We start from the raw sequence: 25,680 nt of genomic DNA on the forward strand, positions 1-25,680 counted from the left end.
CCGACTCAGGGCGCCTGCGAAGATGACGCCATGCTGCAGGTTTGCCTCAACGGTGCTCGAAGCCGGGCCGAGTGTCCTCATCTGCCGGTGACCCCCGACGAGCTGGCGGTGGCGGCCCGTGATGCTGTCGCCGCCGGCGCCGAGGACATCCACCTGCACCCCAAGGACCACGACGGCCAGGACACGCTGGAAGCCACCGCCGTCGCCGCCGCCGTGAGCGCCGTGCGGGCTGCCGTCCCAGGCATCCCGGTCGGCGTCACCACCGGCGCATGGGCCACAGCGGACCCTCACGCCCGTGCCGTCCAGGTACGGGCCTGGACCGTCCTGCCGGACCACGCTTCCGTGAACTGGCACGAGGACGGCGCCACCGAGGTCGCCGCAGCCCTGCTCGACAGGGGGATCGGCATCGAAGCGGGCATCTACTCCAGGACTCCCGCAGCACGACGGTTCCTGAGCCGGCCCGGATCCCGCCGAGTCCTGCGTGTCCTGGCCGAGATCACCGAAGCCACCCCGCAGGACGCGCTCCACGCCGCAGCCGGCCTGCTGGACGAACTCGAACCGGCTGCCGCGCCGATTCTCCTGCACGGCGAGGACGCCACCGCGTGGCCCATCCTGCGGCTTGCCGCCTCCCGCCGCCTGCATGCCCGCATCGGCCTGGAAGACGTGCTCCACCTCCCCGACGGCACCCCCGCCCCGGACAACGCCGCCCTCATCCGCGCAGCACGCGAGATCATCCAGGTCACACCGCCGGGCACGCCTTAGCGAGATGGCATACAACAGCCCGGACCGTGCCGTCCAGCATGGGCCCAGCGCGGCGGCCCGGCTGGGGTCCGGTGCTCAGGTCGGGTGGATGCGCAGTGCCTGGAGGTTGGCCAGTTCGTGGACGCCCCACCTGCCGAGTTCGCGCCCGTAGCCGCTGGCCTTGATGCCGCCGGTCGGGAGGCGCGGGTCGGTGGCCGAGATCGTGTTGACGAAGACGGAGCCCGCGTGGATGCGCTCGCTCACGGACGCGGCGTGTTCGCTGTCGGTGCTCCACAGGCTGCTGCTGAGCCCGTAGCGTGAGGAGTTCGCGATGGCGACGAGCTCGTCGTCGTCCGCGCCGGTCGTCAGCGCGCCGAGCGGGCCGAACGTCTCCTCGGTCAGGAGGGCGGAGTCGTGCCCGTCCACTTCGACGATCGACGGCGGGAACCAGGCGCCTGTGGCGGGGTCGGGTGCGGTCGCCTGTGCGATCACCTTGGCTCCCGCCGCCAGGGCACGGGCGCGCTGGTCACGGAGCGTGTCGCGCAGGTCGTGGCGGGCGAGCGGGCCGACGTCGACGGTCTCGTCCGTCGGGTCGCCGACTCTCAGCGCCTGGACGTGGGGGGTCAGTGCCTGCGCGAAGGCGTCACGTACGTCGCGGTGGACGAGGATGCGCTTGGCGGCGATGCAGCTCTGCCCGCTGTTGAGGAACCGGGATCGCACGGCGGCGGCGGCCGCGGCCGGGAGGTCGGCGTCGGCCAGGACGATGAACGGGTCGGACCCGCCGAGTTCCAGCACGCACTTCTTGATCTCGGCGCCGGCGCGCGCGGCGACGAGGGCGCCGACCCGGTCGCTGCCGGTGAAGGTGACGGCGGCGATCCGGCGGTCGCCGATGAGGTTCGACGCCGTGGCCGCGTCGGCCACGACGGTCTGCAGCACCCCCGTCCCGAACGCCTCCTGGAACGCCTCCTCGATCGCCAGGGCGTTGCCCGTGACGGAGTCGGCGTGCTTGAGCACGACGGTGTCGCCGGCCGCGATCGCGGGCAGCATCGCCCGGATCACCTGCCACCAGGGGTAGTTCCACGGGAGGATGGCGAGCACGACGCCGATCGGCACGATCCGGACGATCGCGGTGTCGCCGTCCAGATCGAACGTCTCCGGCCGCAGGATCTCGGGAAGCCGGTCGGCGTAGTAGCGGCAGGCGGTGACGCATTTGTCGATCTCGGCCCGTGCCTGCGTGATCGGCTTGCCCATCTCGAGCGTGATGAGTGCGGCGAACGTCTCTCGCCGCTCCGCCAGGACGGCGCCGAGCCGGCTGATCGCCGCGACGCGTTCGTCCGTACGTGACCGTCCCCAGGTCGAGGTCGCGGCGGTGTCGAGCACCCGATCGATTCCCTCGGGAGTGGTGTACGGGTGGAAGCCCAGTTCGTCGCCGGAGGCGGGGTTGACGGTGACGATGCCGCCGATGCCGCCGATGCCGCCGATGTCGCGGGTCACGTCGCGGCCTCGACGACGGCATGCACCTCGCGGAGCCAGCGGGTGAAGCGTCCCGTGAGCGAGACGGGGTCGACCAGCAGCTTCTCGATGTCTGGAGCGTTCCCTTCCTCGATCGTGGCGTACAGGAACGCCGGCCCCTCCACCGTGAGCAGTTCGGCGAAGGCGGCGCTCAGCCCGTCGGCGGTTTGCGCCGCGCGCGTGGTCCAGCCGGCCGCGTCGGCCAGGCGTCGCAGGTCGACCTTCGGTGAGTAGGTCGGCAGCGCCCCGGTGGACCCGTACACCCCGTTGTCGAGGAGGACGAGGAGCAGGTTGGGCGGCGCGAGGTAGCCGCCGGTCGGCAGCACGTTCGGGTTCATGAGCAGCGAGCCGTCCCCTTCGATGGCGACGACCTTGGGCGCCGACGGTCTCACGCTGAGCGCCAGCCCGGTCGCCACCGATCCCGCCAGGCCCATCGCGTCGAGGAGGTAGAGGTGGTTGTCGCTGTCCTTCACCGAGGCCAGCTCTCTGCTCGTCGCCGCGCAGGTCGCGATGACGGGATGGGAGCTCGTCAGGTCCGCCAGCACGCCGAGTGCTTCGATCCGCTTCATCAGGCGACCTTTCCGTCGGTGTTCCAGAAGGACCCGAGGACGACCACGGGCCGGTACGTCATGACCGCGTGCCTGCCGGCCTCCTGTACGGTGTCGTGCCAGTCCCCGGGGCCGCTGGTCCTGTCCAGTTCGATGACGGGCAGCCCGACGGCGCGCAGGAGAGCCGGCACGGGCTGGCTGATGGAGTGGATCATCGAGTTGTACTCGCCGAGCCCTCCCCGGGTGTTGGCGAACACCAGCAGCGGCAGGTGGTAGGAGAGCGTGAACGTCGTCAGCGCCGTGAGCGCGTTCCCGAAGCCGTTGTCCTGCATGACCACGGTGCCGAGCCCGCCGGTGAACGTCACCGCCCCCATGACGCCGACCGCTTCCTCCTCCCGCGACAGCGGGGTGACGCGCGGTGAGACCCCGTTCGTGCCGCCGTCGTACGCGACCAGCGCGTTGATGACCGGCGCCACGGTCACGGACGGGATGTAGCCGACCCGGGTGGCTCCGGCCGCCCAGATGCCGTCGGCGACGGCTTGTGCGTATGTCATGGGTGTGCTTCCTCGGGTGTCGTGGATGCGGTTCCTCCGGGTGAGGAGGTGAGCGCGCGGGCGAGGACGGCCGGGTCGATGTTGCCACCGGACAGGACGGCGACCGCCCGCCCGTACCTGCCGGGGTCGGCGAGCTGGGCGGCGACGCCGAGCGCTCCGCTGGGTTCCGCGACGAGACGGGCGTGACGGGCCAGGCTCGCCACCGCGGCGAGGATCTCGTCCTCGCTCACCGTGACGATCTCCTCAACGGTCGCCTGGATGATCGGGAAGGTGAGTTCGCCGACGAGCGGCGTCCGCGTTCCGTCGGCGATCGTGCGGTGCGTGGCGCGGGCGTCCCAGGCGACCCGTCGTCCGCTCGCGAGCGAGTCGCGCGCGTCCGCGGCCAGTTCAGGTTCGACGCCGACCACGCGCGTGCGCGGGGACGAGGCCGCGATCGCGACGCCCACTCCCGAGATCAGCCCACCGCCGCCGACCGGTACGAGCACGGTGTCGATGTCGTCCAGGTCTTCGAGCACTTCGAGGGCGAGCGTGCCCTGCCCGGCGATGACGTCGGCGTGGTCGAAGGGCGGGATCGTCGTCATCCCGCGCTCCGCCCGTACGGCGTCGGCGACGAGCTCTCTCCGGTCACTGGGGACGAGGACGACTTCGGCTCCCAGCGCCCTGGTCGCCGCCACCTTAACCGCCGTCGCCGAGTCCGGCATGACGACCACGGCCGGGATGCCCGCCGCGCGTGCGGCCCAGGCGACCGCCTGCCCGTGGTTGCCGCTCGAATGCGTGACCACGCCGTGCGCTCGGGTCTCGGGGCGGAGCCGGGCGATCGCGTTCACGGCCCCGCGGAGTTTGAAGGCCCCGATCGGCTGGAGGCTCTCGGCCTTCAGCCACAGCTCTCCTGGCGCCCAGGGGGCCGGGAGCAAGGGCGTCCGTACGACGTGGCCGGTGATCCTGTCCCGTGCCGCGACGACGTCGCCGATCGTCACGGGGAGCGCGGGCCTCGGCCCGGTCACGTCCTGAGGAGCGGCCCGCATTCAGGCTCCGCCCCGCGCGGCGATGGCGTCCAGCTCGATCCGGGCGCGATAGGGCAGCTCCGCGACCGCGACGCAGGTACGGGCCGGCCGCGGTTCGGGCAGGATCTGCTCGTAGATGGCGTCCACGGTGGTGCGGTCGCCCATCGACGCCAGGTAGACCGTGATCTTCACGACGTGCCGGAAGTCCAGCCCGGCCGAGGCCAGCCTGGCGCGCAGGTTCGCCAGGGCTTGGCGGGTCTCGTTCGCGACACCACCCGCCACCAGTTCGCCGTCGGCGATGCCGAGCTGTCCTGAGAGGAAGACGAGTCCGGTGTCGGTCTCGCGCACAGGGCTGTAGGGGTGCCGCGCCTGTGAGGGGCTCGCCGGTGCGAGGTTGGTCATACTCGATCTCCTAGGGGTGGTTCACGGGCACGCCCGTGACGAGGTGGCCGCGCATCCTGCGCACCAGGAAGGTCCCGGGGATGGCCGCGAGGACGAAGACGCAGCCCGCGACCGCGATGTAGGAGTGCACGCCGAGCGAGGAGTTCACGGTCTGCCCGTCGACCACGAGGTCCGTCGCGCCGAGGATCGCCGATCCGATGAAGCTCATCGTCACGGAGCCGACGGCGACCATGACCATGACCATGCTGGAGACGGTGCCCTGCCGCTCGCGCGGCGCCAGGATGGAGGCCAGGTTGAAGCCCGAGGTGACCAGCGAGCCCGCCGTGAGGCTCAGCAGGAACGAGCAGACCACGGCGATCGGCAGATTTCCCGCGCCGACGAGGAACATCCCGAGGGAGGCGATCGTCCCCAGCGCCACGCCGACGGCCAGCGGCCAGGCGGGGCCCACGCGGGTGGCGATCGCGCCCGCCACGATGCCGCCGAGCATGATCCCGATCGACGGGATGCCGAACATCAGGCCGAGCGCCGCCGGTCCCGCGATCCCGTAGCCGAGGCCCTCGTCCGGGGAGACGTCGATGAGCAGGCTGAACAGCGCGAGCAGGCTGCGATAGGCGCCCGTTCCCATGACGACCACGAGGAGTCCGAGCCCGAGGGCCAGCGGGATGCCGCGGATGTCGATCACGGGCTCCGGGACGCGGCTCAGCACGACGAACCAGACGAGCAGCGCCACGACCCCCGCGACGAGGACGACCAGCGGCACGAGTGCCAGCCAGCCGAGCTCCTGCCCCAGACTGATGTACACCAGCACCCCCGCGAGCCCGCCGCCGAGCAGCAGCCCGCCCGCGACGTCGACCTTGCCCTTTGTCCTGAGCCGCGTTCGCGGGATCACGGCGCGGACGAAGAGCGCGCCCACGACCGCGAACGTCGCGGAGACCACGAACACGAACTGCCAGCCGAAGGCCTCCGTGGCGACCTGCAGGATGAAGGGTGAGACGATGCCGAAGACCGCCGAGCCCGAGGTGACGACACCGGTCACGATCATGGAGAACGTGGGGGCGCAGAGGTCGCGGATGATCGCGACAGTGAGGAACAACGCCGCGACGGCGGCGCCCTGGAGGACCCGCCCTAGGACGAAGACGCCGATGTGCGGCGCGGCCAGGCAGATCACCCCGCCCAGCCCGGCGACCAGCAGCGTGATCACGAGGACCTTGCGCTTGCCGTAGATGTCGGCGGACTTGCCGAGCAGCGGCGCCCACATCGCGCCCGCCAGCATCGCGCTGGAGTCGAGCCAGGCGAACTGGGTGGTGTCGAAGGCGTCGCGCAGTTGCGGAAGGACGAAGGTCGGCGCGGCGAGCACGGTGTCGACCATGACGTTCACCAGGACGAGAACGGCTACGTACCCGATCACCCGGCCGGTCCAGCCGGTGTGCAGATCATCGGGTGCGGGCGTTCCCGCGGTGGTGCTGGAGCTCATGTCCTGCATGAGCGTCTCCTTTCTGCGGAACACGCTGGGCTCAGGGGCGTGCCCCGGCGTGCGGTCCGTTCCGTCCGGCTGCTCGCGGCTCCGCAGGGGGGAGGGCGAGCCTGTGGATGACGCCCTGCTGGGCGACCAGGGCGATGTTCTCCGGCGCCGACAGCACGCCGATGTCCCGCAGGGGATCGCTCGCGCAGAGGACGAGGTCGGCGGCGTATCCGGTGCGCAGGGTCCCGAGCGTGTCCTCCACGCCGAGCAGATGGGCGCCGGCCGACGTCGCCGCGCGGATGGCCTCCATCGGCGACATCCCCAGCTCCACCAGGCACGAAAGCTCGAAGAGGTTCTGCCCGTGCGGGGTGATCCCGGCATCCGTGCCCGCCGCGATGCGCACCTTCCGCGCGATGGCCTCGGCGAGGTTCTCCTTGGCCAGCTCGTTCCAGCGCAGCTTCTTCTGGTAGCGCCACGGCGTGGTCGTGCGCGGGTCCAGCGGCTGGAAGACGGCCGACAGGGTCGGCACGAGGAAGGCCCCCTTCTCCCCGATGAGGTCGCAGCCCTCGTCGTCGATGCCGAAGCCGTGCTCGACCGAGCGGACACCGCCGCGGATCGCGGCCAGGATGCCGGCCCGTCCCTGCGCGTGCGCGGCGACGGGGCGTTCACCGTGGCGCCGCGCCTCGTCCACGACCGCCGCGATCTCCTCGTCGAGCAGATCCTGGTCGTCGGGGTCGTCGTGCGCGCTGCTGATGCCGCCGCTCGTGCAGATCTTGATCACGTCGGCGCCCGACCGGAGCATCCGCCGCGCGGCCTTCCGTACGCCGGGCACGTCGTCGGCGAGCTCGCAGTAGTCCAGACCGAGGCTCCTGCCGCCGGGCAGGGTGTCGTCCGCGTGGCCGCCGGTGTGGCTGATGACGCCGACCGAGGTCTGCACGCGCGGCCCGGCCACCAGTCCCGTGGCGACGGCGTCGCGGAACGCGGCGGGAAGCCCGCCCAGATCCCGGACCGACGTGATCCCTGACGCGAGCGTGCGGCTCAGGCGTTCGGCGGTCCGGAGCGTCGCCAGGACGGGGTCCGTCAGCAGGGCGGTCTCCACGAGCGAACGGTCGGAGGGCAGGCCGAGGTGGGTGTGGCAGTCGAACAGCCCAGGCAGCAGCGTGCCGCCGCGGCCGTCGATCACCCTGACGTCCGGGTGCGCCTCGGGGGCCTGGGCGGCGGGACCCGCGTAAATGATCCAGCCGTCGGCGTCGGACTCCAGGACGGCGTCGTCCACCACGTCATCGCTGACGCCGTCGATGAGCCGTACGTTCTCGACCCGCAGCGCGGCCCCGCCCCGTTCGAATGTCGCCTGTCCGAGTCCCACGCGCTCTGAACCCCCTCGTCCGGCCTGCGTTCTCACGCCGGCTGCCGGTTGTGTCGGTTCTCGTCACGGTAGGGTGATCCTGCGATTCGGCCGCGATATCGCAGGTAATCTCCATTGACTGCTTGATTCGCGCAGGAAAGTTCGAGTGAGATGGCCGCTACGTCCTATGACGAGCTCGACGTCGCCATCGTCGACGCCGTGCGATCCGCGCCGCGCGCGAGCTGGCGGAGCCTCGGGGAGGTCCTCGGGGTCGACCCGGTGACCGTGAGCCGGCGCTGGGCGCGCCTGGAGTCCGAGGGGGTCGCCTGGGTCGCCGCCCACCCCTCGGGACACGCGACCCCGGCGTGCGCGCTGGTGGAGATCGACTGCGCGCCGGGGCGGACGACCGAGGTCGCGCGTACGCTCGCGGAGCACCCGCAGGCCGCCACCGTCAAGGTGACCGGCGGCGCACGAGACGTGCTCGTGCTGGCGCAGGCGCCCGACCTCGCCTCGCTCTCGGTCTATCTCCTCGACCTCGTGGGGCGGGTCCCCGGGATCGCGAAGATCCGCAGCCATGTGGTCACCCGGTCGATCCTGCAGGCGAGCAACTGGCGGGAAGGCGCGCTCGACCCGGAGCAGCGACGCCGCCTCGGCCCGGCCACGGAGCCGGGGTCAGGAAGGGCCGACGCCGTCGACCGGACCGACCTGCGTATCGTCCGCGCGCTGCACCTCGATGGGCGGATGTCGTTCGAACGGCTCGCCGAGCAGGTGGATCTCGGGCCGGTGTCGGTACGTCGCCGGTTGTCGCGCCTCCAGGAGGCGGGGCTCATCCGCTTCCGCTGCGACATCTCCCGGCATCTGTCCGGCCGGTCGGTCTCGGCGGTGTACTTCGGCTCCCTGGACGTCCAGGACATGCGAGCGGCGGAGAAGCGCATCCGTTCCTTGCCGGGGGTCCGGGCCTGCACGTTCGTCGCGGGGCCGTTCAACGTGACGGTCGACGCGTCGTTGCGGTCGGCGGCCGAGGTGCACGACCTCGAATGGCGCATGAGCCAGGAGTTGCCGGCCCTGCGCGTGCAGGACCGCTCCGTCGTGCTCAGCATGACCAAGCTGCTGGGCCGGGTCCTGGACGCGGAGGGTCGATCCGTACGCGCCGTACCGCTGGTGTTCGACGAGGGCGATCAGCCGTAGGCGCGCAGGAAGGCGTCCACCCCGTCGACGATGATCGCCAGGATCTCCTCGACCTCGGCGTCCTTCCTGGTCTCGAGTGCCTCCAGCGCGAGGCTGAGCGTCAGGGCGGTGTAGTGCCGGGCCATCAGACGGGGGTTCGCGGCGCGGATCTTCCCCTGGTCCGCCAGTGCGGCGAAGCGTTCCTCCAGCATCAGGTCCGGACGGTCGCGCTCGGCCTCGGCCAGTTGCGGTATCGACCACCGTTGCGAAGTCAGCCGCCGGAAGGTCAGGTACGCGGGCGACGGGAAGGTCTGCGTGACGATGCGCCGGCCGAAGGCGGTCAGCGCGTCGCGCAGGTCGCGGCCCGGGCTCAGCTCCTCGTCGATCGCGGCGCGTACGGTGTCGGCGAGCGTGTCGTTCACCCGCTCGAGCACGCGCAGGAAGATCGTCCCCTTCTCGCCGAAGTGGTCGTAGACGGTGCGCTTGGAGACCTGCGCCCGGGCCGCGATCGCGTCGACGCTCGTCCGCTCGTAGCCCTCGGCGATGAACAGGTCCTCCGCGGCATCCAGGATCGCCGCCTTCTTGCCCTCCGACCGTCGACGGCGTCCTGGCGTCTGAACCGCCGCTATACCCCTCGACATGATCTCAGCGTACGGCACCAGATGAAAGCACACTGACAAGTGTGCTTTTATGGGGATGCCCGCCGCATGCCCGGCGAGCGCACCCCGGCACCGCCCGCGGCGGTGCCCCTGCCGCATGGAGGTAGTGAGCATGGCATTCGATCCGGCAGACCACTGGGAGGGCTACCTCGCCCCGCCCGCCTTCGACGAGTACGCGGCCAGGTACGCGGACTTCTTCCGCATGAGGCGCGAAGACGGCATCATCGAGGTCCGCCTGCACACGAACGACGGCCCGTACGCCCACACCGCCGCCGCGCACAACGCGTGGCCGCGCGTGTGGCAGGAGATCGGCAACGATCCGGAGAACCACGTCCTGATCATCACCGGCACCGGCGGCAGGTGGATGACGGGCGACCCCAAGGGGCTCAACCCCAAACCCGCCTCCGAGCTGGACCCGGACCACATCTACCAGCGCATGGCGGACGGCTGGAAGCTCATCGAGAGCTTCGTCAACAACATCGACATCCCGACGATCGCCGCCGTCAACGGTCCTGGCGTGCACACCGAGTTCGCGATGATGAGCGACATCACGCTCGCCGCGCCGGACGCCGACTTCATGGACCCGCACTTCTGGCTCGGCTCGCCGCCGGGAGACGGCCAGGGCATGGCCCTCCAGACGCTGATGGGCATCAAACGCGCCGCGTACTACATCTACGCCGCCAAGCCGATCCCGGCGGACAAGGCTCTTGAGTGGGGCATCGTCAACGATGTGCTCCCGCGCGAGCACCTCCTCGACCGCGCCTGGGAACTGGCCAGATTCATCATGAAGCGGCCGCGTTACACCAGGTGGGCCACTCACAACATCGTGTCCCGGCACTGGAGGAAGGTCGTCGCCGAGGACTTCGGCTTCCACATGGCGCATCAGATGCTCGCCAACGTCGCCAGCAAGTCCCGGGTGCCCGACCCGGACCTGTTGGCCGACTCCGAGGCCCGCAAGCTGTTCTGACCGAAAGCCCCACGATCGGAGCCCTCCGCCATGCCCGACCCCTCGCAACCGCTTTCGCGCCTCCTCACGGACGCGGCCGGGCGACTCCGCCCCGAGTCGCCCTGGCTCGTGGTCGCCGCGGTGCCGGCACACCCGGCGCCGGCCGAGCTCTCCGCGACGAGCGGGGAGGACCTGCGGCGATGGCTCAGGCGACACGTCGCGCACTGGCCGGCTCCCATCGCCATCGGCGCGGAGCCGCCACAACCACGCCCGGACGGCGCGCTGGCCTTCGCGCCGTCACGGTGTCCGGGCCACCCGGCCGTCGGCGGGTACTACTGCGAGTTCCACCCGGACGGCTCCGCGCTCGCAGGACTGCAGGTGGGGACGCTGCGCGACAGCCCTGCCGACGGCCGCCAGGTCTGGGCGCTCGGCGAGGGCGCCGTCGCGTGGATCACCGTCGCGCTGGTGCGCCTCCTGGCGGCGAACGCCGCACGAGCCGTAGGGGAACGCATTGCCTCACCCACCGCCCAGCTCGCCGTCGAAGCGGCCCTCATCCCCGCTACCGACGCCGAACACGCGGCGCCGATAGAGGTGTGGAATCACGCCGGCACAACGTACGGCCCGGCGGGAGACCGCCGGCTCACCGGGACCGCCTCCGCTCGCCACCTCGCCGACCTGGCGACGTGCCTGTCACCCGCGCTCACGACGGCGGTACGACCGCTCATCGTCGATCTGCTGCGCCGGTTCGGACTTTCCGGGTCACGCCACATCGACCCCGCCGGGGTCCTCCGGCGCGACCATTTCACCGGCTATGACCAGGAGATCCACGCGTGGGCCGACGCGATCGGCGTCCCCTCCCGCTCCGGCTGAGTCCGGACGGGTCGATGACGACGAATCCGTTTCGGCGGTGACATCGTCCTGGCGCCGTGAGGAACATCGGGTCCTCACGGTGCCAGGTCGCGGTCCCGCTGAACCGGTCACCGGGCAGGAGATTCCCGACACCGGGCAGCGCGACGCCCCGGCGCTCCCCCGCGCGGAACGGCGCCGCGCCGATCGGCCACAGGGGCACGACCATGCTGCCGCCGATGTCCACCGCCAGACAGGACTGGTCGCCGACCCACGTCAGCCGCCCGCTGAAGGGCACGCGGGCACCCTCCTGTGTGTCGTGTACGAGGATCTGCGGATCCGCGCCGACCATGCACACGGCGGCCCGGCACGCTGTTGTGGGCGGTGATGCGAGGACGGGCTGGGCCGGCGTGCCTGACATGCTCGGCAGTAGGGCAAGGCCGGCGAGCGTGGCGGCGAAGAACCACGACCTCATGGCTGCCTCCCCTGGCAGGCGGAAGAATTCAGGCCGGATGAACTCCGGCAACCGCACTCGCCCCACGCGCGGGGGTCCGGGGGCCGGAAGGCCCCCGGCGAGGGGGCTCGGGGGAGCTGGGCTCCCCCGGACGACACGGCCCGAGGCCGCCGGGCGCGAAGCGCCTGACGGGCGAGGACCTTCGCGTGTACAGGGGCCCTACTCGTCCCCCTCCACCCGCATCACGCTGGCGATGGCCCGGACGATGTCGAGCTCCCGCAGCCCCTCCATGGTCGCCGTCAGGGCGGCGTCGGTGGCCCGGTGGGTGACGATGACGAGCTGGGCGTCGTCGCCGTGCCCTTCCTGCCTGACCGTCTGGATGGACACGTCGTGCTTGGCGAACAGCTCCGCCACCCGGGCCAGGACGCCCGGCTTGTCGGCCACGTCGAGGGCCACGTGGCAGCGCGTGACGGTCTCCCCCATGGGGTGGACGGTCAGCGAGGCGTAGGTGGACTCCTCGGGCCCGCGGGTGCCGGCCAGGCGGTTGCGGGCGACGGCGACGAGGTCGCCGAGGACGGCGGAGGCCGTGGGGGCGCCGCCGGCGCCCTTGCCGTAGAGCATGAGCTGCCCGGCCGACTCGGCCTCGACGAAGACCGCGTTGTACGCCTCCCGTACCCCGGCGAGGGGGTGGGTGCGCGGGATCATGGCCGGGTGGACGCGGACGCCGATGGAGCGGCCGTCGTCGGAGCGGGCGCAGATGGCCAGCAGTTTGATGACGTAGCCCATGGCCTTGGCGGAGGCGACGTCGGTGGCGGTGATCTCGGTGATGCCTTCGCGGTGCACCTGTTCGGCGGTGACGCGGCTGTGGAAGGCGAGCCCGGCGAGGATGGCGGCCTTGGCGGCGGCGTCGAAGCCTTCGACGTCGGCGGTGGGGTCGGCTTCGGCGTAGCCGAGGGTCTGGGCCTCTTCGAGGGCGTCGGTGAAGGACGCCCCGGTGGAGTCCATCTTGTCGAGGATGTAGTTGGTGGTGCCGTTGACGATGCCGAGGACGCGGTTGACGTGGTCGCCGGCGAGGGATTCGCGCAGCGGGCGCAGCAGCGGGATGGCGCCGGCGACGCTGGCTTCGAAGTACAGGTCGCCGTTGCCGGTGCGGGCGGCCTCGTGGAGGGCGGCGCCGTCCTCGGCGAGCAGCGCCTTGTTGGCGGTGACGACGGACTTGCCGCGGGACAGGGCGGCGATGATGAGGGAGCGGGCGGGTTCGATGCCGCCGATGACCTCGATGACGATGTCGATGTCGTCGCGCGTGACGAGGGCTTCGGCGTCGGTGGTGAGGAGGGCGGGGTCGACCTCGACGTCACGCTTGCGGCCGAGGCGGCGTACGGCGACGCCGGCGAGCTCCAGGGGGGCGCCGATGCGGGCGGTCAGGTCGTCACGCTGCTCGTGGATGAGCCTGATGACCTGGGAGCCGACGACGCCGCAGCCCAGCAGGGCCACCTTCAACGGTTTGCTCATAGTTGCCCCCTCAGCAGGTCGTCCTCGGTCTCGCCCCGTACGATCACCCGCGACTGCCCGCTGTTGACGGCGACGACGGCGGGCCTGGGCAGGTAGTTGTAGTTGCTGGCCAGCGACCGGCAGTAGGCGCCGGTGGCGGCGATCGCGATCAGGTCGCCGGGCGCGAGGTCTGCGGGCAGGTAGCAGTCGCGCACGATGATGTCGCCGCTCTCGCAGTGCTTGCCGACGATGCGGCTGAGCATGGGCTCGGCGCTGCTCTCGCGGCTGGCGAGCACGGCGGTGTACTCGGCGCCGTAGAGGGCCGTGCGCACGTTGTCGCTCATGCCGCCGTCGATGCTCACGTACGTGCGGAGCCCTTCGACGTTCTTGACGGTGCCGACTTCGTACAGGGTGATGCCGCCGGGGCCGACGACGGCGCGGCCGGGCTCGACGGTGAGGCGGGGGACGGGCAGGCCCGCGTCGGTGCAGACCTTGCGGACGATCTCGCGCAGGCCGTCGGCGATGCGCTTGACGTCGAGGGCCTCGTCGCCGTCGAGGTAGGCGATGCCGTAGCCGCCGCCGAGGTCGAGCTCGGGGAGCACGACGCCGTGCTCGTCCTTGATCTGGACGAGGAGGGTGGCCAGGCGGCGGGCGGCGACCTCGAACCCGGCCACGTCGACGATCTGGGAGCCGATGTGGGAGTGGAGGCCGACGAGCTCCAGCGACGGGAGCTGGAGGATGCGGCGGACGGCCTCGGCGGCGGCGCCGGCGTTGAGCGAGAGGCCGAACTTCTGGTCGTCGTGGGCGGTGGCGATGAACTCGTGGGTGTGGGCCTCGACCCCGGTGGTGACGCGGATCATCACCTTGGGTCGCAGGCCGCGCTGCTCGGCGAGGTAGCCGAGGCGGGCGATCTCCTCGAAGGAGTCGACGACGATGTGGCCGACTCCGGCGTCGAGGGCGCGGGTGAGCTCGGCGGCGGACTTGTTGTTGCCGTGCAGGGTGATGCGTTCGGCGGGGAAGCCGACGCTGAGGGCGACGGCGAGCTCGCCGCCGCTGGCCACGTCGAGGCCGAGCCCTTCGGCCTCCAGCCAGCGGACGATCTCCTTGCACAGGAAGGCCTTGCCGGCGTAGTGCACGTCGGAGCCCTGGAAGGCGGCCGCGTAGTCGCGCATGCGCGAGCGGACGTCCTCCTCGTCGAGGACGTAGAGGGGGGTGCCGTGCTCGCGGGCCAGGTCGCGTACGTCGGCGCCGCCGATCGTGAGCGCGCCATCGGTCCGGCTCGACGTTCGGGGCCAGATCGCGGGGTTGATCCGGTTGAGGTCGTCGGGCGCCAGCGGGGGGCGCTCGTGGGGCGGCGTCTCGGCGTGCCGGTCCCCGGCAGGATGGGCGAATCGACTCACCCGATCGAGGCTATCGGACCCGGTGTTCACCACGGACCCGATGCCCACGTATCGAGACGCGATCACCGCCCAAACGCGAATATTTTACGATTTTTCACCGTTTGGCCGGATATTTTGTGATCCCTCAGAGCCGATCCGGCCCCACCAGCACATCCCGTACGGCCCGCGCCAGCCTCACCCGGGCCCCGTGCAGCGGCCCGGCGGGCGTGTCGCCGATCGGCACGGCCGGGGCGTGCTCGTGCGCGTCGTGGTAGGCGAGCGCCAGCCGCACCAGGAAAGCCTCCCACCCCGGGTCGCGGCTCGCCAGCCGTCCGGGCACCTCGGCCAGCGCCCGCAGCACCGCCCGGTCGCGGGGATCGTCGAGCAGCTCGGGCCGGAACTCCTCCGGAACCCCCAGCTCCCGCCCCCACCGCTGCACCGCCACCGCCCTGGCATGGGCGTAACGCACCACGAATCCGGGGTTGTCCCACGTACGAGGAAAGTCCGGCCAGCCGGGATCGCGGAGCTCCAGCGGCTCGATCTCGGTCACCAGCTCCCCCGGCACGGGCACCACCACGCGCAGGAACCCGTTGCCCCGCACCTCGACCGGCCCCACGCCGGGCAGCTCCCGCACCCGCGCGGCCAGCTCGGCGGCGGGGACGCGGCGGCGCAGCGCGGCGGCCGACACGTAGGCGGCCTCCCGCTCCCACGTGCCGTCGGGCACCGGCGGCTCGCCGAGCACCCCGGCCAGCCGCCCGGGCGTCACGGGCTCAGATGAGCGCGTGCGGCTCGGCGGAGCCGTACTCGACCAGGTGGGCGGCGCCCAGCAGCCACCGGTCCTCGTCGCGGACGCGCACGTAGCCGAAGCGGTCGGCGGAGAAGACCTTGATCCCGTCCTCGCGGCAGCGGCGCATGAGCACCTCGTCCCAGCCGTCGGTGAGGTCGGCGAAGCCGAGCTCGCGCAGCGTGTTGCGGCGGGCGAGCAGCGTGCCGCCGGTGATCTCCGGCAGGTACGTGTACTCGGCGTCGGGCTGCTTGAGCAGCGTGGCCTGCGGCTTGCGCAGGTGGGCGTAGAAGGCGGCCTTGCCGACGATGTCGGCGGTGCCGAACAGGAACGCCCGCCGCAGGTCGGTCAGGTAGTGGGAGCCGTAGACGTCGCGCGGGTCCATGACCGCGACCAGGTCGGCCTCGCACAGGTCGAGGCCGCGGCCGAGCATCGCGCCGACGGTCATGCCCGGCTGCAGCGGCCGGTGGATGACGTCGGCGCCGGGCAGCGTGTCGCGGGCGCGCTGCTCGGCCTCCGGCGGGCCGATGACGATGAGCTGGGTGATGCCGCTCTGCCGGCCGACCTGGGCCAGCGCGTGCTCCATGCGGGTCGCGTCGGGGACGGCCAGCAGCACCGACACGTCGAGCGTGGCGCGGGCGCTGGGCAGCCCGATCGTCTCCAGGAGCGCGTCGACGTGCTCGGTCATGGTGCCGGAGGCGTAGGCGCGGCGCAGGGCGACGTGCGCCCGGCGGCTGTCGGGGTCGTCGCCGATCGGCGTGCCGCAGGCGGCGAGCTCGGCCAGCCGCCACGTCGGGGTGCCGGGCGGGCAGGTGACCGCGGCCGGCCAGCGGTAGGAGGTGAGCACGTCCGGGTAGGCCAGGTGGTCCGGCAGGAGCTGGTCGAGGCTGAGCACCCGGTCGATGCGCCCGCCGGCCAGCGGCAGCGGGTTGTGCACGCGCGGCTGCACGCCGAACGGCAGCCTCGGCCAGGCCACGGCCGGGTCGGCGGAGAAGCGGTGCTCGAACAGCCCGGCCGAGGCGGCGAAGTCGGCGGGGTCGCCGTGCGTGTGCCAGAACACGGTCCGGATGCCGCGCTCGGCGCACCAGGCGAGCAGCGCGCGCAGCCCCTCGCCCGGCTCGCCCAGCAGCTCTTCGGCCCACGGCCCCTGCGTGACGGACTCGACCAGCAGCAGGTGCGGCACCTCCTGCGGCAGCACCCGGGCGAAGTCGCGCGGGGTGAAGCCGGTGGTCTGCCGCCATTCGTAGCGCAGCAGCGCCTCGGCGTGCGGCTCGGCGACGACCGCCGCGGTGATGTGCGGGCGGGTGTTGGGGCCGGTCGGCACCCGGTAGGGCTTGAGCTTGAAGGAGGCGCCGCCGAGCGTGCGGGTGGTGGCGGTGGCCTGGTAGGCGGCGCCGGGCCGCTCGTCCTGGGCCCTGGCGGCGGCCACGGGCTTGCGCTTGGGCGCGGTCGGCCGCTTGACCGGCCGGGCGGCGCCCTTGAGCTCCTTGGCCAGGCGGACCGGGTTGCTCTTGCCGGTCTTGATGGCGTCGCCCAGCCGGTTCCAGCGGGCGACCTTGATCGAGGAGAGCTTCCAGTTGGCCACCTCGGCCTGGTAGCGCTGCTCGGCGAGCTCCTTGCGGAGCTTGTCGGCGGCGGCGCGCTCGTCGGCCAGGCGCTCCTCGGCCTCGCTCAGCCGGTCGGCGAGGGCCTTGACCTCCTCGGCACGGCTCTCGGCCTCGGCCAGCCTGCTCTGGGCGGCGTCCAGCAGCCTGGCCAGCTCCGCCGCGTGCTCGGCCTGCGCGACCGCCTCACGCAACGCCCTGCGCGTGCTTTCCAGCTCGGTAGACAACAGGACCTCCGTCTCTCAGCCCGGCAAAGGATACTCTTTTGCGGGAAGCGCCTCGAAGGGATGAGATCCGGTGCAGTTCAACGTACGACCCTACGTCTGCGGCGGTCTCGGCCGGATCGACACCGCGGTGCTCGGCAAGCTGTCGGCCGCGGGCCCGCGGGTGCGTCCCGCTCTCCAGACGGCCGCGGCGGCCCTGTTCAGCTCGGCGCCGCTGCCGCCCTACCGGCGCTCGGGCGAGGCGTTCGCGTTCGCCTGGGGCGAGCGCAGGCCCGCCGGCGAGAGCGACTGGATGACGGTCGCGGAGACGTACGAGGCTCCGGGCCTGATGGGCGACGGCCCGCGCGTCACGCTCCACACGGGCGCGCTGGGGCTGGTCGACGTCTATTACGTACGGGTGGGCGAGGCGGTCTACTTCTCGTCCCTGATCGAGCCGCTGCTGTCGCTGGCGCCGGTCGAGATCGACTGGGCGGCCTGGGCGTCGATCCTTCAGGTGACGTTCCCGCTGGGCGAGGCGACGCCCTACCAGCGGATCAAGCGGCTGCCCGGCTCCAGCGCGCTGGTGTGGGACCAGGGCAGGCTGTCCACCGAGCGGCGCCTGCCGCGCTGGCTGCGCACCGAGCCGTACGAGACGTGGACGAGCGCCGGGGAGATCCTGGAGCTGCTGCACGAGGTCTACAAGGACTACGACGGGCGCAAGCTGCTGGTGCCGATCAGCGGCGGCTACGACTCGCGGCTGCTGGGCAGCGTGGCCAAGGCGCGCGGGTTCGACGTGGAATCGTGGACGACCAGCCCCGACGACGGCACCGACACCGACATCGCCTTCGCCCGGGCCATCACCCGCGAGCTGGGCATCCCGCACCGGGTGATCGAGCAGGACCCGGCCGCCTACCCGGACGACGCCGTGGAGGTGGCGCGCAGGCTCGAATACCTGACGCCGCATCACGCCTGGTACGCGCCGTTCGCCAAGGAGGTGCACCAGGCGGGGCGGGTGCTGGTCGACGGGCTGGCGGGCGGGCCGCTGCTGAAGAACTTCATGGTCAGCGGCGCCGCCCTGGAGGCCACGACGCAGGCCGAGCGGTCGGCGGCGGTGCTGGGCTCGCTGAGCCTGGGCGCGCCGTCGCAGCCGTTCCTGTCGAAGGCGGCGGCGCAGTGGATGGCCGAGACCGTGCAGGAGCAGTTCCTGGCGGCCACCTCGATGCTCCACGGGCACCGGGCCGAGCTGCCGCTCTCGGTGCTCCACACGCGCACGGTGCGGGGCATCGCGCGCTCGGCGGTCAACCTGGTGGGGCCGGAGGCGTCGTTCGCGGCGCCGTTCATCCATCCCGACTTCTTCGACGCCGCGCTCTCGGTCGGCGTGGCGCGCAAGGCGCAGGGCCGCTTCTACCGCGAGGTGCTGCACGCCGCCAACCCGCGCGTGGCCGCGCTGCCCTCGACGAACGTGGTCAAGCAGCCGCTGCGGCGGGTGCCGCTGCGCTCCACGGCCGCGCCCGCGCGCGCCTACTCCCACCGCATGCTGGACGTGGTGGCGACCCGGGTGCCGGGGCTGCTGTCGGACGAGCTGCACGAGGTGGTGGCGGGCGGGCCCGACGCGCTGACGCGGTTCAACGGCTGGAACGACCGGTTCTGGGTGCGCGGTCTGGTGCTGTTCGGGCTCTGGCTGAGCGACTTCGAAAGCGAGCTGGACGACCTGTCTGCCCCCTTCTAGTTACAGGGAGAAGAACGGTCGGTAACATCACGATTACACAGCGATCTCTTGGGTATTACAGCTCGCACAGCACAAGCGGGTTCCGGAAAGCCAACGGGCTGGTAGTGTTCGGCCCGTAAGCGCCGCACAAGCGGGCACCGGATCACAAATCCGGTCCTGTCGAGGGCATGGGATCGCAGGGATGACGACCCAGGCGGCGCGGTCACCAGAGATAACAACGCCGGGGAAACCGGTGACTTCGTCCTGCCCACATCTCCTTCTGTGAGCGACATATGATCAACGCATCCCCAACGCCGGAGCCGGTCGCCGAGACCTTCATTTCGGAAGACCCGTCCTGGTACAAGCGGGCGGTGTTTTACGAGGTGCTCGTCCGGGGGTTCAAGGACTCCAACGGCGACGGCACCGGAGACCTTCGCGGCCTCGTGGAGAAGCTGGACTATCTCGAATGGCTCGGCGTCGACTGCCTGTGGCTGTTGCCGCTGTACGAGTCACCGCTGCGTGACGGCGGTTACGACATCTCCGACTACATGAAGATCTTGCCGGACTTCGGCGACCTCGCCGACTTCATCCAGCTGATCGAGTCGGCGCACGAGCGCGGCCTGCGAATCATCACGGACCTGGTGATGAACCACACCAGCGACCGTCATCCCTGGTTCCAGGCATCCCGGCACGACCCCGAGGGGCCGTACGGCGACTTCTACGTGTGGGCGGACGAGCCGACCGCATACCCCGACGCGCCGATCATCTTCATCGGCGCCGAGGAGTCCAACTGGACCTACGACCCGGTGCGCAAGCAGTACTACTGGCACCGGTTCTTCCACCACCAGCCGGACCTCAACTACGACAACCCGGCGGTCCAGGAGGCCATGCTGGAGGTCCTGCGCTTCTGGCTGGACCTGGGCATCGACGGCTTCCGCCTGGACGCGGTCCCGTACCTGTTCGAACGGGAGGGCACCGCGTGCGCCGGCCTGCCGGAGACGCACGCGTACCTGAAGAAGATCCGCGCCGAGGTCGACCGGCTCTACCCCGACCGGGTGCTGCTGGCCGAGGCCAACGGCTGGCCGGAGGACGTCGTCGAGTACTTCGGCGACCCCACCACCGGCGGCGACGAGTGCCACATGGCGTTCCACTTCCCGCTCATGCCGCGCATCTACATGGCGGTCAAGAAGGAGACGCGCGAGCCGATCTCGGAGATCATGTCGCGCACGCCCAAGCTGCCCGACTGCGCCCAGTGGGGCATCTTCCTGCGCAACCACGACGAGCTCACGCTCGAGACGGTGACGGAGGAAGAGCGCGACTACATGCACAGCGAGTACGCCAAGGACCCGCGCATGCGGGCCTACCTGGGCATCCGCCGTCGCCTGGCGCCGCTGCTCGACAACGACCGGGACCGCATCGAGCTGTTCACGGCCCTGTTGCTGAGCCTGCCGGGCTCGCCGGTCATGTACTACGGCGACGAGATCGGCATGGGCGACAACATCTGGCTGGAGGACCGTGACGCGGTCCGCACGCCGATGCAGTGGAGCCCCGACCGCAACGCGGGCTTCTCCACGGCCGACCCGGGGCGGCTCTACCTGCCGGCCGTCATGGACCCGATCTACGGGTTCCAGGCGGTCAACGTGGAGTCGCAGCAGAGAAACGAGGGTTCGCTGCTCCACTTCACCCGGCGGATGCTGCAGATCCGGCGCGACCACCCGGTGTTCGGCGTCGGCGCCTACACGGAGATGTGGTCGTCGAACCCGGCCGTCCTGACCTACGTCAGGGAGGACGGCGACGACATCATGCTGTGCGTGAACAACCTGTCGAAGTTCCCGCAGCCGGTCGAGCTGGACCTGCGCAGGTTCGAGGGCATGACGCCGGTGGAGGCGCGCGGTGGCGTGCACTTCCCCGTCGTCGGCGAGCTGCCCTACCTGCTCACGCTGCCGGGGCACGGCTTCTACTGGTTCGCGCTGAAGAAGCTCCCTTCAGCGTGAGGTGACGGGCACCTGGGCACGGGCCGCCCGCCGCGCGGGAATCAGCGCGACGGCGAGCGCCGTGCCCACGGCCACCAGCACGGCGACGGTCAGCGTCATGGCCGAGGGCGGACGGGCGATCCCGGCGCCCACCCCGCTGGTGTGGCCCTGAAGGTCGATCAGCCCGGTCACGACCGACGCCCCGACCGCCGCGCCCGCCCCCACGCCCAGCACCACGAGCAGCCCGGTGCCGGTCACCAAGGTGGCCATCACCTGGCGCGGCGTCAGCCCCATCGCCTTGAGCACGGCCAGGTCGAAGGCGTGGTCGCGCAGGCCGAGCGCGCTGGCCGTGAGCAGGTTGGCCAGCCCGATCAGCGTGAGCACGGCGATCAGGGCCACGATCACCACCCGGATGACGGCCAGCCGGTCGGCCGGGTTGACCACGATCTGCACGTCCAGGCTCTCCGACGACTCGGTGAGCAGCCTCCCGGCCACCTCCGACGGGTCGGCGCCCGGCTTGAGGGCGAGCGCGTAGAACTCGGGCGGCACGGTGTCCTTGGCGGCCAGGCTGTCCAGCCCGACCGACAGCACCTCGCCGTCGGAGTCGGGCTCGATGGCCCGGCCGACGATCCGCACGATCAGCGGCGAGCCGCCCACGGTCAGCCGGACCCGGTCGCCGATCTTCACACCCAGCAGGTCGAGCAGCCCCTGCCCGGCGACCGCCTCACCCGGCTCGGCGTACATGCGGCCCTCGACGACGGGGAACGGGTAGGGGGCGGTGGAGCCGCCGATGGCGCGCACCCGCACCGAGCGGCCCTCTCCGGGGGCCAGCGCGTTCACCTCGACGCCCGGATAGACGGCCCGCACGTCGCGGTCGGCGCGCACGTGGCGCTCGGCCTCGACGGCGGTCAGCTTGCCGGGCCCGACGTGCAGGGCGGCGTGCTGGCCGACCTGCTCGGGATGACCGGCGAAGTTGTCCAGCGTGGCCCACACGCCCAGCCCGATCGTGATCATCATCATCGGCACGGCCAGCCCGAACGCCGTCAGGAACGCCGGCACCCGCCGGGTGAAGGCGTCGCGGGCGCCCAGCACGAGCGCCGGCGGCAGGCGTACCAGGAGGGCGAGCCTGGCCAGCCGGGACAGGTGGCCGCGCGGCGGCAGGGCGGGCGCGGCCGGGATCGGCGGCGTGCGTCCGCCGCGCCAGGCGGGCAGCCCCACGGCGGCCAGCACGACGAGCGCGGTGCCCGCGAGGATGGCCAGCACCGGCATGGGGGCGACGGAGGTGGTGCCGAGCACCGCGACCGTGCCGCCCCAGCCGGTCAGCGTTCCGACGGCGATGCCGAGCAGGCCCAGCGCGCCGTGCTCGACGAGCAGCAGCAGCGCGATCTGGCCTCTGGTGAAGCCCATCGACTTGAGCGTGGCCAGGTCGCGGAGCTGGCCGAGCACCCGGCCGCCGGCCGCGTTGGCCAGCGCGAGCGCGGCGGCGACCAGCCCGACGACGCCGAACAGCGCCAGCAGCGTGCCGAGCAGCCGGTTGTCCAGCTCCATCGCGGCGCGGATCTCCCGCCAGGTGTAGAGGCGCTGGAGCTCGTCGTCGAGCATGACCACGACCCGCTGCGAGACGACCTGGGCCGACTCGGCGTCGGTCAGGCGCAGCCCGGTCACCCACTGGCTGCGGCCGAGCATCGGCTCGACCCGGTCCAGGGTCTCGGGCAGCACCCAGGCCAGGCCGGGCGTCCATTCCGGGTAGAAGCCCTGCTCGGCGGAGTCGGCGATGCCGCGTACGTGCAGGCTGTGGCGCTCGCCGCTGAGCGCGATGATCGTGAACGGCGCGCCGATGCGCAGGCGCAGGGCGCGGGCGTAGGAGCGTTCGACGACGACGCCGCCGGGCTCTGCGGCGTCGAGCCAGCGGCCCTCGGTCACCACCGGGTGGGCCACCGCGGGCGGCTTCGCCGGCAGGGCGCGCAGCTCGGCGGGCTCCTTCTTGCCGTCCTGGACGACGGTGGCGGGCGCCGAGCGGTAGGGGCCGGCGGCGCTGGTGACGCCGTCGATCTCGCGGGTGGCGACGACCTGGGCGGTGCTGTCCTTGGTGTAGAACCACACGTGCGCGCCCTCGGTCTGGGCGAACAGCCCGCGCCAGGGGTTGGTGCCGTCCTCCAGCAGGGTGACGGCGGCGATCAGCGCGGCCACGATGGCGGCCACGACGAGCACGGTGAGTGTCGCCTGGCCCTTCCTGGCCCGCAGGTCTGCCCGGATCCAGCGGATGCCCGCCCGGGTGGTGCTCATCGGAGGTCGATCACCGCGCCCGCGGTGCCGGTGCGGCGCCGGGTGATCCGGCCGTCGTCGACGACCTCGCCGTCGTGCAGGGCGACGACCCGGTCGGCCAGGCCGGCGACGCGGGCGTCGTGGGTGACCATGACGATGGTCTGGCCGTCGCGGTGCACCTCGCCGAGCAGACGCAGCACGTCGCGGGTGTTGCGGCTGTCGAGGTTGCCGGTGGGCTCGTCGGCCAGCAGCACGCTGGGCTTGTTGGCCAGGGCCCGGGCGAGCGCGACGCGCTGCTGCTCGCCGCCGGAGAGCCGGGCGGGCGGGGCGTCGGCACGGTCGGCCAGGTTGAGCGCGCCGAGCAGGTGCCGGCTGCGCTCGCGGGCCTCGCGCGGCGAGGCGCCGCCCAGCAGGGCCGGCAGCTCGACGTTGTCGGCCACGGTCATGCTGGCGACCAGGTTGAAGAACTGGAAGACGAAGCCGATCTTCTTGCGGCGCAGCAGGGCCCAGGCACTCTCGGAGAGCGTGTCGGCGCGGGTGCCGTCGATCCAGATCTCGCCGCTGGTGCGGGTGTCGAGGCCGCCCAGCATGTGGACGAGCGTAGACTTGCCCGACCCGGACGGGCCCATGACGGCGATGAACTCACCCGGCTCGACCTGCAGATCCACCCCGCGGACGGCGTGCACGGGCACGGCGCCGCCGGAGTAGACCTTCACCAGGTTGACCGCCTTGAGGGCGGGATCACTCATGCCAGGTCCTCCTGACAACGTTCGAGCCAGTCCAGATCGGCTTGCAGATGCAGCATGGCACCCTCGATCAGCAGCAGCGCCACCCGGTCCTCGGGCGGGGTGCGGGCCATCAGGTCGTTGAGGTCGCCCATGAGCGACAGGTAGTGGCGGCGCTGGCGGTTGATCAGCGCCATCCGGTCGGCGATGCCGGTGAGCGGGGCCAGCACGAGCTTCATGAAGAACTCGTCACGCACCCGGGGCCCCTCGGTGGGCTCGTCCGCCCAGAGGGTGAGCACGTCACGCCCCTTGGCGGTGCAGTAGTAGACCTTCTTGTTGGGCCGGTTGGACTGCTCGACGTCGACCGCCCTGACCAGGCCGTCCTTCTCCAGGCGGCCCAGCGTCACATAGATCTGGCCGATGTTGGGCGAGGGGTAGGCGCTGCCGAACGTCTGCTCGAGGGCCTGTTTGAGCTCATAACCGTGGGCAGGCTCCTTGGCCAAGAGCGCCAGCAGGTGAAGCCGCACACCTCACCTCCCCGCGCGTTACGGATGCGTTACATGGCCAGCAGTTGACCTTCAGATTACATGTATGGATAACATGCATGCATCTACCTAACACGAATGTAGCCCCCTCTAAACCTGGAGGAAATCGAGGTGTTTCGCCCATTTGCTGTTGCTCTGGCCGTTCTTGCGGCGGCCGGGTGCGCGGCGGCGGGCGAAACCGGCGGCGGCGAGCCGGGAACGGGCGGCACTGGCCCGATCACCTTCGCCACCGGGCGCGACACCACGGCGTACCTGCAACCCCTGCTGGACCGCTGGAACCAGGCCCACCCGGCCGAGAAGGTGACGCTGCTCGAGCTGCCCGAGGCCGCCGACGAGCAGCGCGCTCAGATGGTGGCCAACCTCCAGGCCCGCAGCAGCCGCTACGACGTCCTCGGCCTGGACGTGGTGCTGACGGCGGAGTTCGCGGAGAACGGCTGGATCATCCCCTTGGAGCGCGGGTACTTCCCGCTCGACAAGTTCCTGCCGCCTGTCGTGGACACCGCGGTCTACAAGGACAAGCTCTGGGCCGTGCCGTACACGAGCAATGCCGGGCTGCTGTACTACCGGACCGACCTCGTGAAGAAACCGCCCAGAACCTGGGCGGAACTTCGCGCACAAGCCCAGGAGATTACGGAAAAACACGATATTGAGGGTTATGCCGGGCAGTTCCTCGCGTACGAGGGACTGACCGTCAACTTCTCCGAGGCCGTGCAGTCCGCCGGCGGCCAGATCCTCGGCCCTGACGGCGACGAGGTGACGCTCGACACCGCCAAGGCCGCGACCGCGCTGGGGTTCCTGCAACAGGGCCTGCGCGAGGGCTGGATCCCGGAGGAGTCCCTGAACTACAAGGAGGAGGAGTCCCGCCTGGCCTTCCAGGAGGGCCGGCTCGCCTTCGCCCGCAACTGGCCGCACGCGTACGGCCCGGCCAGGAGCAGGCTCGGCGAGAAGATGGCGGTGACCAGGCTGCCCGGGCTCGACGGGCCCGGCTCCAGCTCGCTGGGCGGCAGCAATCTGGCCATCAGCGCCTACTCCAGGCACCAGCACACGGCTCGTGAGTTCATCCGCTACTTCACGAGCCTGGAGAACGAGCGCCGTGTCCTCACCGAGGGGTCCTTCCCCCCGGTGTGGGCCGAGCTCTACGACGACCCCGAGCTGATCAAGCGCTTCCCCTACCTGCCCGTGCTCAAGGAGAGCATCCTCGCCGCCAAGCCGCGGGCTGCCAGCGCCAACTACAACCAGCTCAGCCTGGTGATCGCCAGCTCGGTCGCCAAGGCGCTCAACCCCCCGTTCAAGGACACGGCCGACGACGTCGCGGCGTCCTTGAAAGCCGAACTCGAAGAGATCATCAGAACCCAGTGAGGCA

At 71.4% G+C, this 25,680-nt stretch carries 22 protein-coding genes; 7 read left to right on the forward strand and 15 right to left on the reverse strand.

Annotation, left to right across the window (positions count from 1 at the left end):
* Window positions 1–30 precede the first annotated feature (30 nt).
* The gene (locus KME80_RS16145; RefSeq protein ID WP_219505911.1) at window positions 31–762 is read left to right on the forward strand and encodes a 3-keto-5-aminohexanoate cleavage protein; all 732 of its coding nucleotides are present in this window, start codon (window positions 31–33) and stop codon (window positions 760–762) included.
* A 75-nt stretch (window positions 763–837) separates the two neighbouring features.
* On the opposite strand, the gene KME80_RS16150 is transcribed toward KME80_RS16145, so the two are convergent.
* From KME80_RS16150 to KME80_RS16180, 7 genes are read right to left on the reverse strand one after another with little or no spacing between them, the layout of a single operon-like run.
* A complete protein-coding gene (locus KME80_RS16150) occupies window positions 838–2,235 on the reverse strand; it encodes an aldehyde dehydrogenase family protein (protein WP_219505913.1) in 1,398 nt (465 codons plus the stop codon).
* Complete coding sequence (locus KME80_RS16155) at window positions 2,232–2,822, reverse strand: thiamine pyrophosphate-dependent enzyme (protein ID WP_219505915.1); 591 nt, start codon at window positions 2,820–2,822, stop codon at window positions 2,232–2,234. The genes KME80_RS16150 and KME80_RS16155 overlap by 4 nt, the downstream gene beginning before the upstream one ends.
* Window positions 2,822–3,355 (reverse strand): hypothetical protein, encoded by a 534-nt coding sequence (locus tag KME80_RS16160; protein ID WP_219505918.1) that lies wholly within the window; start codon window positions 3,353–3,355, stop codon window positions 2,822–2,824. Before KME80_RS16160 ends, KME80_RS16155 begins: the two co-directional genes overlap by 1 nt.
* Window positions 3,352–4,380: a threonine ammonia-lyase gene (locus KME80_RS16165; protein WP_219505920.1), complete on the reverse strand. Its 1,029-nt coding sequence runs from the start codon at window positions 4,378–4,380 to the stop codon at window positions 3,352–3,354. The genes KME80_RS16160 and KME80_RS16165 overlap by 4 nt, the downstream gene beginning before the upstream one ends.
* Window positions 4,381–4,761: a RidA family protein gene (locus KME80_RS16170; protein ID WP_219505923.1), complete on the reverse strand. Its 381-nt coding sequence runs from the start codon at window positions 4,759–4,761 to the stop codon at window positions 4,381–4,383.
* Between the two features lie 10 nt (window positions 4,762–4,771).
* On the reverse strand, window positions 4,772–6,244 hold the full coding sequence (locus KME80_RS16175) for an MFS transporter (RefSeq protein ID WP_246645043.1): 1,473 nt from the start codon (window positions 6,242–6,244) through the stop codon (window positions 4,772–4,774).
* A gap of 31 nt (window positions 6,245–6,275) precedes the next feature.
* Window positions 6,276–7,589 (reverse strand): metal-dependent hydrolase family protein, encoded by a 1,314-nt coding sequence (locus KME80_RS16180; protein ID WP_308125787.1) that lies wholly within the window; start codon window positions 7,587–7,589, stop codon window positions 6,276–6,278.
* A gap of 150 nt (window positions 7,590–7,739) precedes the next feature.
* Here KME80_RS16180 and KME80_RS16185 point away from each other — a divergent pair, with 150 nt between their 5' ends.
* Window positions 7,740–8,756, forward strand: a complete 1,017-nt coding sequence (locus tag KME80_RS16185; protein ID WP_219505926.1) for an Lrp/AsnC family transcriptional regulator — start codon at window positions 7,740–7,742, stop codon at window positions 8,754–8,756.
* Here KME80_RS16185 and KME80_RS16190 read toward each other — a convergent pair.
* Window positions 8,747–9,376, reverse strand: coding sequence for a TetR/AcrR family transcriptional regulator (locus tag KME80_RS16190; RefSeq protein ID WP_219505929.1), 630 nt, complete (start codon window positions 9,374–9,376; stop codon window positions 8,747–8,749). The genes KME80_RS16185 and KME80_RS16190 overlap by 10 nt on opposite strands.
* A gap of 130 nt (window positions 9,377–9,506) precedes the next feature.
* Between KME80_RS16190 and KME80_RS16195 the strand changes: the two genes are divergently transcribed.
* Together KME80_RS16195 and KME80_RS16200 are read left to right on the forward strand one after the other, a co-directional pair.
* Entirely contained in the window at window positions 9,507–10,361 is an 855-nt protein-coding gene (locus tag KME80_RS16195; protein ID WP_219505930.1) for an enoyl-CoA hydratase/isomerase family protein, read from the forward strand.
* Window positions 10,362–10,391: 30 nt separating this feature from the next.
* On the forward strand, window positions 10,392–11,210 hold the full coding sequence (locus KME80_RS16200; protein ID WP_219505933.1) for a hypothetical protein: 819 nt from the start codon (window positions 10,392–10,394) through the stop codon (window positions 11,208–11,210).
* Between the two features lie 649 nt (window positions 11,211–11,859).
* Here KME80_RS16200 and KME80_RS16205 read toward each other — a convergent pair.
* From KME80_RS16205 to KME80_RS16220, 4 genes are all read right to left on the reverse strand, one after another.
* Window positions 11,860–13,152: a homoserine dehydrogenase gene (locus tag KME80_RS16205; protein ID WP_219505934.1), complete on the reverse strand. Its 1,293-nt coding sequence runs from the start codon at window positions 13,150–13,152 to the stop codon at window positions 11,860–11,862.
* Window positions 13,149–14,531 (reverse strand): diaminopimelate decarboxylase, encoded by a 1,383-nt coding sequence (gene lysA, locus KME80_RS16210; protein WP_219505936.1) that lies wholly within the window; start codon window positions 14,529–14,531, stop codon window positions 13,149–13,151. The genes KME80_RS16205 and lysA overlap by 4 nt, the downstream gene beginning before the upstream one ends.
* Before the next feature lie 124 nt (window positions 14,532–14,655).
* Window positions 14,656–15,276, reverse strand: a complete 621-nt coding sequence (locus KME80_RS16215) for an anticodon-binding protein (protein WP_219505938.1) — start codon at window positions 15,274–15,276, stop codon at window positions 14,656–14,658.
* Window positions 15,277–15,280: 4 nt separating this feature from the next.
* The gene (locus tag KME80_RS16220) at window positions 15,281–17,125 is read right to left on the reverse strand and encodes a hypothetical protein (protein WP_246645044.1); all 1,845 of its coding nucleotides are present in this window, start codon (window positions 17,123–17,125) and stop codon (window positions 15,281–15,283) included.
* Window positions 17,126–17,195: 70 nt separating this feature from the next.
* On the opposite strand from KME80_RS16220, the gene KME80_RS16225 reads away from it, so the two are divergent.
* Window positions 17,196–18,830, forward strand: a complete 1,635-nt coding sequence (locus KME80_RS16225; RefSeq protein ID WP_219505941.1) for an asparagine synthetase B family protein — start codon at window positions 17,196–17,198, stop codon at window positions 18,828–18,830.
* Between the two features lie 272 nt (window positions 18,831–19,102).
* Window positions 19,103–20,803 carry a maltose alpha-D-glucosyltransferase gene (gene treS, locus KME80_RS16230; protein ID WP_219505951.1) on the forward strand — a complete coding sequence of 567 codons (1,701 nt, stop codon included), beginning with the start codon at window positions 19,103–19,105 and terminating at the stop codon, window positions 20,801–20,803.
* Here the strand turns inward: treS and KME80_RS16235 are convergent.
* From KME80_RS16235 to KME80_RS16245, 3 genes are read right to left on the reverse strand one after another with little or no spacing between them, the layout of a single operon-like run.
* Complete coding sequence (locus KME80_RS16235) at window positions 20,795–23,068, reverse strand: FtsX-like permease family protein (protein ID WP_219505954.1); 2,274 nt, start codon at window positions 23,066–23,068, stop codon at window positions 20,795–20,797. The two genes, treS and KME80_RS16235, sit on opposite strands and share 9 nt — an antisense overlap.
* The gene (locus KME80_RS16240) at window positions 23,065–23,796 is read right to left on the reverse strand and encodes an ABC transporter ATP-binding protein (protein ID WP_219505955.1); all 732 of its coding nucleotides are present in this window, start codon (window positions 23,794–23,796) and stop codon (window positions 23,065–23,067) included. The genes KME80_RS16235 and KME80_RS16240 overlap by 4 nt, the downstream gene beginning before the upstream one ends.
* Entirely contained in the window at window positions 23,793–24,299 is a 507-nt protein-coding gene (locus KME80_RS16245) for a PadR family transcriptional regulator (protein WP_219505957.1), read from the reverse strand. Before KME80_RS16245 ends, KME80_RS16240 begins: the two co-directional genes overlap by 4 nt.
* A 129-nt stretch (window positions 24,300–24,428) precedes the next feature.
* Between KME80_RS16245 and KME80_RS16250 the strand changes: the two genes are divergently transcribed.
* Window positions 24,429–25,676 carry an ABC transporter substrate-binding protein gene (locus KME80_RS16250; protein ID WP_219505959.1) on the forward strand — a complete coding sequence of 416 codons (1,248 nt, stop codon included), beginning with the start codon at window positions 24,429–24,431 and terminating at the stop codon, window positions 25,674–25,676.
* Window positions 25,677–25,680: the final 4 nt, after the last annotated feature.

This window comes from Nonomuraea ceibae (genome assembly GCF_019396325.1).
Taxonomy (GTDB): Bacteria; Actinomycetota; Actinomycetes; order Streptosporangiales; family Streptosporangiaceae; genus Nonomuraea; species Nonomuraea ceibae.

What these genes read in the sequence shown, in the direction of transcription:
- KME80_RS16145 (WP_219505911.1), top strand. Translation starts at nt 31, where the DNA reads ATGCTGCAGGTTTGCCTCAACGGTGCTCGAAGCCGGGCCGAGTGTCCT.
- KME80_RS16155 (WP_219505915.1), bottom strand. Translation starts at nt 2,822, where the DNA reads ATGAAGCGGATCGAAGCACTCGGCGTGCTGGCGGACCTGACGAGCTCC.
- KME80_RS16160 (WP_219505918.1), bottom strand. Translation starts at nt 3,355, where the DNA reads ATGACATACGCACAAGCCGTCGCCGACGGCATCTGGGCGGCCGGAGCC.
- KME80_RS16165 (WP_219505920.1), bottom strand. Translation starts at nt 4,380, where the DNA reads ATGCGGGCCGCTCCTCAGGACGTGACCGGGCCGAGGCCCGCGCTCCCC.
- KME80_RS16170 (WP_219505923.1), bottom strand. Translation starts at nt 4,761, where the DNA reads ATGACCAACCTCGCACCGGCGAGCCCCTCACAGGCGCGGCACCCCTAC.
- KME80_RS16175 (WP_246645043.1), bottom strand. Translation starts at nt 6,244, where the DNA reads ATGCAGGACATGAGCTCCAGCACCACCGCGGGAACGCCCGCACCCGAT.
- KME80_RS16185 (WP_219505926.1), top strand. Translation starts at nt 7,740, where the DNA reads ATGGCCGCTACGTCCTATGACGAGCTCGACGTCGCCATCGTCGACGCC.
- KME80_RS16190 (WP_219505929.1), bottom strand. Translation starts at nt 9,376, where the DNA reads ATGTCGAGGGGTATAGCGGCGGTTCAGACGCCAGGACGCCGTCGACGG.
- KME80_RS16195 (WP_219505930.1), top strand. Translation starts at nt 9,507, where the DNA reads ATGGCATTCGATCCGGCAGACCACTGGGAGGGCTACCTCGCCCCGCCC.
- KME80_RS16200 (WP_219505933.1), top strand. Translation starts at nt 10,392, where the DNA reads ATGCCCGACCCCTCGCAACCGCTTTCGCGCCTCCTCACGGACGCGGCC.
- KME80_RS16205 (WP_219505934.1), bottom strand. Translation starts at nt 13,152, where the DNA reads ATGAGCAAACCGTTGAAGGTGGCCCTGCTGGGCTGCGGCGTCGTCGGC.
- treS (WP_219505951.1), top strand. Translation starts at nt 19,103, where the DNA reads ATGATCAACGCATCCCCAACGCCGGAGCCGGTCGCCGAGACCTTCATT.
- KME80_RS16235 (WP_219505954.1), bottom strand. Translation starts at nt 23,068, where the DNA reads ATGAGCACCACCCGGGCGGGCATCCGCTGGATCCGGGCAGACCTGCGG.
- KME80_RS16240 (WP_219505955.1), bottom strand. Translation starts at nt 23,796, where the DNA reads ATGAGTGATCCCGCCCTCAAGGCGGTCAACCTGGTGAAGGTCTACTCC.